The 11851-nt window shown below is 63.1% G+C and carries 10 protein-coding genes and 1 pseudogene; 7 read left to right on the top strand and 4 right to left on the bottom strand.

Annotated elements, in window-relative coordinates; translation table 11 throughout:
- Positions 1 to 92: 92 nt before the first annotated feature.
- The gene (locus ABVQ20_RS18885; RefSeq protein WP_354461014.1) at positions 93 to 2897 is read left to right on the top strand and encodes a [protein-PII] uridylyltransferase; all 2805 of its coding nucleotides are present in this window, start codon (positions 93 to 95) and stop codon (positions 2895 to 2897) included.
- A 46-nt stretch (positions 2898 to 2943) separates the two neighbouring features.
- A complete protein-coding gene (murJ, locus tag ABVQ20_RS18890) occupies positions 2944 to 4542 on the top strand; it encodes a murein biosynthesis integral membrane protein MurJ (RefSeq protein WP_354461015.1) in 1599 nt (532 codons plus the stop codon).
- Between the two features lie 30 nt (positions 4543 to 4572).
- Here murJ and ABVQ20_RS18895 read toward each other — a convergent pair whose 3' ends face one another.
- Complete coding sequence (locus ABVQ20_RS18895) at positions 4573 to 4737, bottom strand: hypothetical protein (RefSeq protein ID WP_354461016.1); 165 nt, start codon at positions 4735 to 4737, stop codon at positions 4573 to 4575.
- A gap of 481 nt (positions 4738 to 5218) precedes the next feature.
- Here ABVQ20_RS18895 and trpS point away from each other — a divergent pair, with 481 nt between their 5' ends.
- The 3 genes from trpS (at position 5219) to ABVQ20_RS18910 (ending at position 7655) form a co-directional block, all read left to right on the top strand.
- Positions 5219 to 6286, top strand: coding sequence for a tryptophan--tRNA ligase (gene trpS, locus ABVQ20_RS18900; protein ID WP_354461017.1), 1068 nt, complete (start codon positions 5219 to 5221; stop codon positions 6284 to 6286).
- A gap of 104 nt (positions 6287 to 6390) precedes the next feature.
- Positions 6391 to 6882, top strand: a complete 492-nt coding sequence (locus tag ABVQ20_RS18905; RefSeq protein ID WP_354461018.1) for a universal stress protein — start codon at positions 6391 to 6393, stop codon at positions 6880 to 6882.
- 203 nt (positions 6883 to 7085) lie between these two features.
- On the top strand, positions 7086 to 7655 hold the full coding sequence (locus tag ABVQ20_RS18910) for a NifU family protein (RefSeq protein ID WP_354461019.1): 570 nt from the start codon (positions 7086 to 7088) through the stop codon (positions 7653 to 7655).
- 182 nt (positions 7656 to 7837) lie between these two features.
- Here the strand turns inward: ABVQ20_RS18910 and ABVQ20_RS18915 are convergent, their stop codons facing one another.
- The gene (locus ABVQ20_RS18915) at positions 7838 to 8455 is read right to left on the bottom strand and encodes a L,D-transpeptidase (protein WP_354461020.1); all 618 of its coding nucleotides are present in this window, start codon (positions 8453 to 8455) and stop codon (positions 7838 to 7840) included.
- 225 nt (positions 8456 to 8680) lie between these two features.
- Here ABVQ20_RS18915 and ABVQ20_RS18920 point away from each other — a divergent pair.
- Both ABVQ20_RS18920 and ABVQ20_RS18925 read left to right on the top strand, forming a co-directional pair.
- A pseudogene (locus ABVQ20_RS18920) lies at positions 8681 to 9186 on the top strand (MerR family DNA-binding protein).
- A 24-nt stretch (positions 9187 to 9210) separates the two neighbouring features.
- Positions 9211 to 9711, top strand: coding sequence for an MmcB family DNA repair protein (locus tag ABVQ20_RS18925; RefSeq protein ID WP_354461021.1), 501 nt, complete (start codon positions 9211 to 9213; stop codon positions 9709 to 9711).
- A 65-nt stretch (positions 9712 to 9776) separates the two neighbouring features.
- Here the strand turns inward: ABVQ20_RS18925 and nhaA are convergent, their stop codons facing one another.
- Positions 9777 to 10973, bottom strand: coding sequence for a Na+/H+ antiporter NhaA (gene nhaA / locus ABVQ20_RS18930; protein WP_354461022.1), 1197 nt, complete (start codon positions 10971 to 10973; stop codon positions 9777 to 9779).
- Positions 10974 to 11278: 305 nt separating this feature from the next.
- The gene (locus tag ABVQ20_RS18935) at positions 11279 to 11842 is read right to left on the bottom strand and encodes an ActR/PrrA/RegA family redox response regulator transcription factor (protein ID WP_354461023.1); all 564 of its coding nucleotides are present in this window, start codon (positions 11840 to 11842) and stop codon (positions 11279 to 11281) included.
- Between the last annotated feature and the right edge of the window lie 9 nt (positions 11843 to 11851).

The raw sequence follows: 11851 nt of genomic DNA on the forward strand, positions 1-11851 counted from the left end.
GCGCCGCCAGAACGGTGACGTTGGCCGGGCATACCCACGGCCGCGAAAACGCGCTATAGACGCCGCCGAAAAGGCGAGGCCAACCAGCACTTATGGCAAGAATCTCCCTGAAGCTCGATGAACTGATCGACGGCGAAGCCTTGCGCCGCGAAATGAGTGCGCTGACCGCGGCGACGGCCGGCGATGGCTCCGGGCAAGCCGCGCGCACGGGCGTTCTCCAGCTTCTCAAGGGCAGGCTGGCGGACGGTCGCAAGACAGCCGAGCGCATGCTGATGGACGATGGCGGCGGCACCGCCTGCGCCGAGCGGCTCTCGCATCTGATGGATGAGATCATCCGTGCGCTCTATGATTTTGCCGTCACCCATGTCTACCGGGTGAAGAACCCATCATCGGCGGAGCGCATGGCCGTGGTCGCCGTGGGCGGCTATGGCCGCGGCACGCTGGCGCCGGGTTCCGACATCGACCTCCTGTTCCTGCTCCCCTACAAGCAGACGCCGTGGGGCGAGCAGATCGTCGAGTACATGCTCTACATGCTGTGGGACCTGGGGCTGAAGGTCGGCCATGCCACCCGCAACATCGACGAATGCCTGAGATTGTCGCGCACCGATGTCACGATCCGGACCTCGATCCTCGAGGCGCGTTTCCTGTGGGGCGAGATCAAGCTCTATGATGAACTGATGCTGCGCTTCGACCACGAAGTGGTGCGCACGACCGGGCCGGAATATGTGCAGGCCAAGCTCGCCGAACGTGACGAACGTCATGCCAAGGCCGGCGAAAGCCGCTATCTGGTCGAGCCCAATGTCAAGGACGGCAAGGGCGGCCTGCGTGACCTGCAGACGCTGTTCTGGATCGGCAAGTATTTCTACCGGGTGCGCACTGGCGAGGAACTGGTCGACAAGGGCGTGTTCACCGAAGCCGAGTACCGCGAGTTCCAGAAGGCCGAGGATTTTCTCTGGGCGGTGCGCTGCCATATGCATTTCCTCACCGGCAAGGCCGAGGAGCGGCTGCATTTCGATATCCAGCGCGAAATCGCCGAGCGGCTCGGCTACACCACTCATCCCGGCCTTTCGGCGGTCGAGCGGTTCATGAAGCACTACTTCCTTGTCGCCAAGGATGTCGGCGACCTCACCCGTATCTTCTGCGCAGCACTCGAGGAGGAGCAGGCCAAGCATGTGCCGGGCTTCAACCGAATCTTCCTCACCTTCTCGCGCCGCAAGCGCAAGCTTGCCGGCACGTCCGACTTCATTGTCGACAATCATCGCATCAACATCGCCGATGACCAGGTGTTCGAGCGCGATCCGGTCAATCTTCTGCGGCTCTTCTGGTTCGCCGACAAGCATGGGCTGGAGTTCCATCCGGACGCGCTGAAGCTGCTGACCCGCTCGCTCGGGCTGGTCAACAAGGCACTGCGCCGCGACGAGGAGGCCAACCGGCTTTTCCTCGACATATTGACGTCTGACCGAAACGCCGAACTCAATCTGCGGCGCATGAACGAAGCGGGCCTGCTGGGAAAGCTCATCCCGGACTTCGGCAAGATCGTCGCCATGATGCAGTTCTCGATGTACCACCACTATACGGTGGACGAGCATCTGATCCGCTGCATCGGCGTGCTGGCCGAGATCGAGCGCGGCGACGGCGAGAAGATCCATCCGCTCTCCCACACGCTGATGCCGGGCCTGAGGAAGAGCCGCGAGGCGCTCTATGTCGCCGTGCTCCTGCACGACATTGCCAAGGGCAGGCCGGAGGACCATTCCGAGGCAGGCGCCAGGATTGCACGGCGCATCTGCCCGCATATGGGACTGTCGCCAGCCGACACCGAGACGGTCGCATGGCTGGTGGAGAACCATCTCGTCATGTCGATGACGGCACAGACCCGCGATCTCAACGACCGCAAGACGATCGAGGATTTTGCAGCGATCGTGCAGTCGGTCGAACGGCTGAAGCTGCTGCTCATTCTCACGGTCTGCGATATCAGGGGTGTTGGGCCGGGCGTCTGGAACGGCTGGAAGGGGCAGTTGCTGCGCACGCTCTACTACGAGACCGAACTGCTTTTGACCGGGGGGTTTTCGGAAGTGTCGCGCGCGCAGCGCACCGCGGCGGCACGCGAGCGGCTTGCAGAGGCGCTTGCCGACTGGCCCGACGAGGCCCGCAAGCGCTATGTCGCCCTGCACTACGAGAACTATCTGCTGGCTGTCGACCTTGCCGACCAGATCCGTCATGCCGAATTCATTCGCGAAGCGGATATCGCCGGCAACAGGCTGGCCACCATGGTCAAGACCCGCGAGTTCGAGGCGGTGACTGAAATCACCGTGCTGGCACAGGATCATCCGCGCCTGCTATCGGTCATCGCCGGCGCCTGTGCCGGAGCCGGCGGCAACATTGTCGACGCGCAGATCTTCACCACATCGGACGGCCGCGCGCTGGACACCATCCTGATCTCGAGGGAATTCGACCGTGACGAGGATGAACGCCGTCGCGCCGAGCGCGTCGGACGGCTGATCGAGGATGTGCTGTCCGGCAAGAGCTGGCTGCCGGAGATGATCGAGAAACGCACCAAGCCGCGGCGCGGCTCCAAGGTGTTCAAGATCCCGCCGCGCGCCGAAATCCGCAACACCTTGTCGAACCGGTTCTCGGTGATCGAGGTCGAGGGACTGGACCGGCCAGGCCTGCTGTCGGAGATCACAGGGACGCTGTCCGACCTGTCGCTCGACATTGCTTCGGCCCACATCACCACTTTCGGCGAAAAGGTCATCGACACGTTCTATGTCACCGATCTCACCGGCCAGAAGATCGACAGCCCGGCGCGCACCAACGCCATCCACAACAGGCTGATCGCGGCGCTGGAAGGCATCACGCCCGAGCGTGGCGGCGGCAAGGCCAAGGCGGCCGCCGAGTGACGTCCCTACTCCACTTGTCCCAAAATCGCAGGCAGTTTCCAGACCTATGAGCCTTGTCAGAAAATTCGCGACGGTCGCTTCCGGCACGTTGATGAGCCGGGCGCTCGGCTTTGGCCGCGAAATGCTGATGGCGGCAGCACTCGGCACTGGACCGATCGCCGACGCCTTCAACGCCGCCTTCCAGTTTCCCAACACCTTTCGCCGGCTGTTCGCCGAAGGCGCCTTCAACGCCGCCTTCGTGCCGCTCTTCGCCAAGGAGATCGAGACCCACGGCACCGATGGCGCCAAGCGCTTTTCGGAGGAAGTGTTCGGCGTGCTGTTTTCGGCGCTGCTGGCGCTGACCATCGCCATGGAACTGGCGATGCCGCTGATCGTGCGCTACCTGGTGGCGCCGGGCTTTGCCGAAACGCCGGGCAAGTTCGAGATGACCGTCCGTCTTGCGACGATCATGTTCCCCTATCTGATCTGCATGTCGCTCGCGGCGATGATGGCGGGCATGCTGAATTCGTTGCGCCGCTATTTCGCGGCTGCCATCGCACCCGCCTTCCTGAACATCATCCTGATCGGTGTGCTGGCCTACGCATGGTACCATGGCCTGGATGCGCATGACGTCGGGTTCGGCCTGTCCTGGGGCGTGCTGGCAGCGGGCATCGTGCAACTCGCCATCGTCTGGGTAGCGGTGCGCAATGCCGGCATCGCGATCGGTTTTCGCCGGCCGAAGCTGACGCCCAACGTCAAGCGGCTCCTGATCCTGGCGCTGCCTGCCGCGATCACCGGCGGCATCACCCAGATCAACCAGCTGATCGGCACGGCGATCGCATCGGCGCAAAACAGCGCGGTCTCCTCGCTTGCTTATGCCGATCGCGTCTACCAGTTGCCGCTCGGCGTCGTCGGCGTCGCCGTCGCCATCGTGCTTTTGCCCGAACTGTCCAGAGCACTGAAGTCCGGCAATCTGATCGAGGCGGCCAATCTGCAGAACCGTTCGGTCGAGTTCACCCTGTTCCTGACCCTGCCGGCCGCCGCCGCTCTTTGGGTGATGTCCGAGCCGATCGTGCGGCTGGTCTATGAGCGCGGGGCGTTTGCCGCCAACCACTCGACGCCGACGGTGGCGGCGATCCTGGCGATTTTCGGCTTGGGCTTGCCGGCTTTCGTGCTGATCAAGGCATTCACGCCCGGCTATTTCGCCCGTGAGGACACGCGCACGCCGATGATCTTTGCCGCCATCTCGGTGGCGGTGAACGTCACCACGGCGCTGACGCTGTTTCCGTCGATGGGCGCGCCCGGCATCGCGGTGGCCTCCGCCGTGGCCGGCTGGGTCAATGCGGTGATGCTGCTCGGGACACTGATCCGGCGTGGCCACTGGGGCCGCGACGTGCCCTTGCTGAAGCGTATCCCTCGGCTGGTTCTGTCGGCGCTCGTGATGGGCGTCGCACTCTATTTCGCCGAACACTGGCTGGCCGCCAGGATCGGCCCCGGTTCGCCACTGCTGATCAAGGCGACGACAGTGCTGGCGCTGGTAGCCGGCGGGGCGATGCTCTATTTCGTCACCGCCTTCGCCACTGGCGGCGCCGATTTCGGCATGATCCGGCGCAATGCGACGCGCAAGGGCGCCCCGGCGATTAAGGGACAGTCTCGAGATCCGTGAAGCGGACCGTAGCGAGCCGCTCGGCAAGCATCAGTCGTCGCCAGACAATTCGTCGTAGACCGGGCGCGGCAGCGGTTTGCGTGCCTGCTCGCTGAGTACGATTCCGAATTCGGCCCGAAGCCGCGCCGCTGTCTCCAGCGGCGTCTCGCGGCTGCGGCGTTCCAAAACTTCCTCGTTGTTGACGTTGATGGGCATCTTATTTCTCATCAGATCGTATGCGGAAAATGTTCCGCCATACTATACATTGCGATGTCGGCGCCGCCCCTCATTGTCCTGCCGGACATTTCTCCCCGTAAACGGGGAGAAAGTAGCTGACCGCAACGCAGCGCCTCTCTTGCAGCGCTGGCGATTGGGGAAACCGGTGATGACCGCGCCTTTCTCCCCGTCTCTATACGGGGAGAAATGTCCGGCAGGACAGTGAGGGGCGGCGCGGACCTGTCAGGCTGAGGGACAGACGCAACAAGCACGACGCCCGACAACATCGAACAAACAATTCAGCTGAGGCAATGGCTGTGCGGGTTCTCCTGCCTCTTGATCCTCTCCCCGCTCTCGTCCATAAGCGCGCCGTCGCAATCCTTTCGCCGCGCGCGGTTTCCAGCCGCGTGATTGGCTCCGAAAAGTCCGCACTTTTTGGAATCATGCTTATACGGCCCTCCACAAGCCAAGAGGAACAGCCATGTCCGCCTTCAAGCCACTCGTCTTCTCCGGTGTCCAGCCGACCGGCAATCTGCATCTCGGCAACTATCTCGGCGCCATCAAGAAATTCGTCGCCCTGCAGGACACATCCGACTGCATCTATTGCGTCGTCGACCTGCATTCGCTGACAGCCCAACTCGTCCATGAAGACCTCGCCGACCAGACGCGGTCGATCACGGCGGCGTTCCTGGCCTCCGGCATCGACCCGAAGAAGCACATCGTCTTCAACCAGTCGCGGGTCATGCAGCATGCCGAACTCGCCTGGATCTTCAATTGCGTGGCGCGCATCGGCTGGATGAACCGCATGACGCAGTTCAAGGACAAGGCCGGCAAGGACCGCGAGAACGCTTCGCTCGGCCTGCTGGCCTATCCGAGCCTGATGGCGGCCGACATCCTGCTCTACCGCGCCACGCATGTGCCGGTGGGCGAAGACCAGAAGCAGCACCTGGAACTGACGCGTGACATCGCGCAGAAGTTCAACAACGACTTCTCGGACCGCATCGCCAGCCTTGGCGTCGGTGTCGAGATGCAGGTCGGCGAAGAGACCGTGCATGGCTATTTCCCGCTGACCGAGCCGGTCATCGGCGGGCCGGCGGCGCGCATCATGTCGCTGCGCGACGGTTCGAAGAAAATGTCGAAGTCGGACCCGTCGGACCTGTCGCGCATCAACCTGACGGATGATGCCGATGCGATCTCCAAGAAGATCCGCAAGGCGAAGACCGACCCGGAAGCGTTGCCGAGCGAACTGGACGGTCTGGCCTCTCGTCCCGAGGCGGAAAATCTGGTCGGCATCTATGCGGGTCTCGCCGAGATTTCGAAGGAAGCCGTGCTGAAGGAGTTCGCCGGCCAGCAGTTTTCGGTGTTCAAGCCGGCGCTGGCCGACCTTGCGGTGGAAAAGCTGGCGCCCATCGCCAGCGAGATGCGCCGCATTTCCGACGACCGCGCCTATGTCGACGCGGTGCTGAAGGACGGCGGCGATCGCGCCCGCGTTCTGGCCGAAGCGACGATGAAGACGGTTCGCGACATCATCGGCCTGCTGCAGGGCTGATCCGCGTCGTCAGTGCGTTGCACAACACTTGCCCGAGACCGGCGGCTTGCCGCCGGTCAGCCATGGTGGCAGATTGCGCGCGAAAACACACCGAGTAGATAGACATGGTCTCCAAACGCCTCAGTCGCGAAGCCGGTCATCGCCGCAAGTTCCTGGCGATCATCGACGACACGCCGGAATGCGAGCGCGCCGTCGCCTATGCGTCGAAGCGGGCGCAGAGCACCAACGGCACGCTCGTGCTGCTCTACGTCATCGAGCCCGACGATTTCCAACACTGGCTGGGCGTCGAGAAGATCATGCGCGAGGAGGCCACCGCCACGGCGCGCGGCACCCTTGATCGCTATGCCAACAAGGTGCGCCAGAAACTCGGCATCGAGCCGGAAGTGGTTGTGCGCGAAGGCAAGCCCACGGAAGAAATCCACAAGCTGATCGAGGAAGACCAGGACATTGCCATCCTTGTGTTGGCGGCGGGCGCCGGCAAGGAGGGGCCGGGGCCGCTGGTCGGCGCGGTGGCCGGCAAGGGCGCCGCCTTCCCGATTCCGGTGACCGTGGTGCCGCAGAATCTTTCGGACGAGGAGATCGACAGCCTGGCGTGAGGTGTATTGATCTCCAGGTGATGCCGACCTGCAAATGCTCGGCCTGACCGGAAGCTCAACACACCTTCAAGAGAGCGGCAGAAGCCGCAAAAACATTCCGCCAGCCAGCCGTTCCGGCGATGCGTTTCGCTTGAATGTCCCGCCGATAGAGCCTATTTAGAATTATTCCAAACTAGTTGCCCGCAACGGGCATGGAGACAGCCATGTTCATCCAGACCGAATCGACGCCGAACCCGGCGACGCTGAAATTCCTGCCTGGCAAGGAAGTGCTTGTCGAAGGCACTGCGGATTTCCGCGATGCCGACAGCGCCGCCGTGGCCTCGCCGCTGGCAGGCCGGCTGTTCGAGATCCCCGGCGTCACCGGCGTGTTCTTCGGCTATGATTTCATCACGGTGACCAAGGACGGACCCGACTGGCAGCATCTGAAGCCGGCGATTCTCGGCGCCATCATGGAGCATTTCATGTCCGGCGCGCCGGTGATGACCAAAGCCGGCCCTGCCGCCGAAACCAGCCAGACCGGCGAGTTCTACGACAAGGCCGACGAGGAACTCGTCATCACCATCAAGGAACTGCTGGACACGCGGGTGCGTCCGGCCGTGGCGCAGGACGGCGGCGACATCACCTTCCGTGGTTTCGAGAACGGCACCGTGTTCCTGCACATGAAGGGTGCCTGCGCCGGCTGCCCGTCATCGACGGCGACGCTCAAGCACGGCATCCAGAATCTGCTTCGGCATTTCGTGCCGGAAGTGCAGCAGGTGGAACAGGTTTCCTGATCACCCGCCGGTCGCCAAGCGGCGGTACGAAATCATCACAGCGATAAAAACAAAAAACCGGGCCAAAGTGCCCGGTTTTCTGTTTGGGACGTCAGTTGTTGCCTAGACGGTCCGCGTATGAAAGCTGCTAATTTCTAGTGTGATCACGATCTTTCCGACAACCGGATTTCCCGGACCATGGCCTAAAGAACAATGACCTTGGCGCCGACTTCGGCACGATCATAGAGGTCAATGATATCCTGGTTCATCAGACGGATGCAGCCTGACGACATCGCCTTGCCGATCGAGTTCCATTCCGGGCTGCCATGCAGGCGATAGCCCATGTCGCCACCCTTGTTGAACAGATACAAAGCGCGCGCGCCGAGCGGGTTCTTCAACCCCGGATCCATGCCGTTGGCAAACTTGGCCAGTTCCGGCTGGCGCTTGACCATTTCGCGCGGTGGCGTCCAGGTCGGCCATTCACGCTTCAGCGCAACGTGCGCGGTGCCGTGCCATTCGAATCCCTCGCGGCCAACGCCAATGCCGTAGCGAATGGCCCGGCCGTCATCCTCGACGAAGTAGAGGAACTTGTTCTGGGTATCGACGATGATCGTGCCCGGCTTTTCCTTGGTGTCGTAGTCCACCTCTTGCCGATGGAACTGCCTCGGCACCTTCTCGATCGGGATGCGCGGCAGCTGGTAGCCAGCGTCTGTGACCGCGCCATAGTCGTTGGAGAATATTTGCGACCCGATGGTGCTGCAACCGCTGATGGCAGCTGACAGGGTAAGAGCGGCGACGATTGCAAACGACTTCATGCGCATAAGTTGATCCGATGCCCCGCCCAACGTCAGCGGCCCGAGTCAGCCGCTTTTCACCGCCATTCATGCTGGCATTTGCTTTGCTTGCCAAGCGCGCGATGCCGATATGCGGGAATTGACGGGCTGGTAACCTTATCACTATGGCATTTCGGCAACATGCCTCACAGGATTGTGAAGGAAATTCAATGAGGGCGACATCGAACGGTTACCTGGAATCGGGGAGCCGCCATGAATGTCGGTGATGCAGCCCAACGGTCCGGCCTGCCGGCCAAGACCATCCGCGGCTACCAAGACCATCTGCCGCTACGAGGAGATCGGCCTGATCCGACCCCAGCGCGCTGATAATGGCTACCGCGACTATTCAGACGACGACATCAACGGGCTGGCCTTCCTGCGCCGCGCGCGCAACCTCGGCTTTTCCATCGAGGATTGCCGCCAGTCGATGGCGCTCTACCAGGATCGCGGCCGCGCCAGCCAGGATGTACGCGAAATCGCCGCCGCGCATGTCACCGCCATCGAGGAAAGCTCGCGCGAACTGCAGTCGATGCTGGCTACCTTTGCAGAAGCTCATCCATGCCTGCCATGGCGATGACCGGCCGGATTGTCCGATTTTGGATGTTATGGCGGGCGTGTCGCTCCGCCGGCGGTATCGTTTCGCCGTCGGCATAGCGGACCGGCAAACTCAAGGTCTGTCAAAGCGACAATCGCCCTCAACAAACGGGTTCAAACCGTGAACAAAATCTGGCATGGTGCCGGCCATGCCAATCATCTCCCCGATTCCCCTCAACCCCCTCATCGACGGTCGCCAGTCCGAACGCGCCATGCTGGTTCGACGCGGCGTGCAGCGGCTGTTGACGGCCATGGGCGCGCATGTGCTGCCCGAACTGTCGCTGGCGACCGGCCGCCGCGCCGATCTCGTCGCACTGACCCGCCAGGGCGACATCTGGATCATCGAGATCAAATCCTCGATCGAGGATTTCAAGGTCGACCGCAAATGGCCAGATTACCGGCTGCACTCCGACCGCTTCTTCTTCGCCACGCACCCCGGCGTGCCCTCGCAGATTTTTCCAGAGGAATGCGGCTTCATCCTCTCCGATGGCTACGGCGCCGAGATCCTGCGCGATGCGCCCGAGCACCGGATGGCGGCGGCAACACGCAAGGCGCTGATGCTCCGCATCGCGCGGGCCGGCGCGGCGCGGCTGCTGGCGGCGGAGCTTGCGGGTGTTTCCGTGCCGGTGGTCGAGGGTGAGAGCGAATAACTCGCAGAACCTGGGTTCCTCCCCCCGCTTCGCGGGGGCGAGGAACCAAGAATTGCAAACAGGCCTTACCCTTCGTCCTCGTCCACCCCACCCGCAGGCGGCGCCATCAGCAAAACGGCAGCGCCGAGCAGCGCGGCGACGAAGGAGCCGGCGAGGATGCCGACCTTGACCGCGTCCTGCAGCGCTACGTCGCTGGCGAAGGCGAGCAGGCCGATGAACAGGCTCATGGTGAAGCCGATGCCGCACAGCAGCGAGACGCCGAGCATATGCAGCCAGCCGGCATTGACCGGCAGGTCGGCGAAGCCAAGCCGGATGGCGATTGCGGAGGAACCCAACACGCCGACCAGTTTGCCGACGACAAGGCCGGCAGCGACGCCCAGCGTCAGCGGCTCGACGAGCGCGGCTGCGCTCAACCCGGCCAGCGAGACACCGGCATTGGCAAAGCCGAAGATCGGGATGACGACGAAGGGCACGATCTTGTGCAGGGCGTGCTCGAGCCGGTGCAGCGGCGAATGGTCGAGATCATGCCCGGTGCCGGCGGAAACCTTCAGCGGTATGGTCAGCGCGAGCGCCACGCCGGCGAGCGTGGCATGGACGCCCGACTTCAGCACCAGCACCCACAGGATGACGCCGAGCACGATATAGGGGACCAGGGTCACCACGCGCATGCGGTTGAGCACGATGAGAGCGGCGATGACCGCGAACGCCGCCCCCAGATAGGCGAGCGACAGGCCCTTCGTATAGAATATGGCGATGATGATGACGGCGCCGAGATCGTCGATGATGGCGAGCGCGGTGAGAAAGATCTTCAGCGATGCCGGTACGCGCTTGCCAAGCAGGGACAGCACGCCAAGTGCGAAGGCGATGTCGGTGGCGGTGGGGATCGCCCAGCCGGACAAGGCAGCCGCGTTGTTGCGGTTGATGGCGACATAGACGAGCGCGGGAACCAGCATGCCGCCTGCCGCGGCGATGCCGGGCAGGACGCGGCGTGGCCAGGTCGAGAGCTGGCCGTCCAGCATCTCGCGCTTGATCTCGAGGCCGACGAGGAGAAAGAACACGGCCATCAGCCCGTCATTGACCCAGTGTGACACGCTGAGCGGTCCGACATAGGCATGCAGGGCGGAGAAGTATGCTCCGGCCAGCGGCGAATTGGCGACGATCAGGGCAAGGGCGGCGGCCGCCATGAGAATGATGCCGCCGGCCGCCTCGCCATCGAGAAACTCGCGGAAGATGGAGACCGGGCGCGGCTTCAAATCCTGCATTTAGCCTCCGTTAAGTCGCCTGTTCGGCGGGCTTCATTGTCCAAATGTCGGCGCTGCCCCTCACCTGCCTGCCGGCATCCTCTCCCCGTATAGCGACGGGGAGAGGGGCGCTGTCATCGCCGATTTCGCCAATCACCGACGTCGCAAGGAGGGCGCTAACATTGCGGCCAGCCTCTTTCTCCCCGTCTCTATACGGGGAGAAATGCCCGGCAGGGCAATGAGGGGCAGCGCGAATTTCGGCTATTGGTATGCTCCGCCATAAGTAGAAACTGGCCCGAGGCAATTGATCTGCGTGTCCAGCGATCTCAGCGCGGCGCGCGCTTGGCGAGTATCCGCTGCAGCGTGCGGCGATGCATGTTGAGCCGGCGGGCGGTCTCGGAGACGTTGCGGTCGCACATTTCATAGACGCGCTGGATATGTTCCCAACGCACGCGGTCGGCCGACATCGGATTTTCCGGCGGCGCGGCGCGCTCGCCGGTCGTGCGGGTCAGGGCCCCGAAAATGTCGTCGGCGTCCGCTGGCTTCGACAGATAGTCGACGGCGCCGAGCTTCACGGCCGTCACCGCGGTGGCGATGTTTCCGTAGCCGGTCAGGATCACGGTGCGGGCATCCTCGCGCTTTTCGCGAATGGCGGCGACGACGTCGAGACCATTGCCGTCACCGAGCCGCATGTCGACCACGGCATAGGCTGGCGGATTGGCGCGCGCCTTTGCAACAGCCTCCTCGACGCTCTCGGCGGTCTCGACCACAAAGCCCCTTGTTTCCATGGCTCTGGCAAGGCGGGTGAGGAATGGCTTGTCGTCGTCGACGATCAGCAGCGAGGTGTCCTCGCCTTCAACCATTGCTCCAATCGTTTCGTCGCCTGTCATCGTCTGTCA

It is taken from the genome of Mesorhizobium shangrilense (assembly GCF_040537815.1).
Lineage (GTDB): Bacteria > Pseudomonadota > Alphaproteobacteria > Rhizobiales > Rhizobiaceae > Mesorhizobium > Mesorhizobium shangrilense.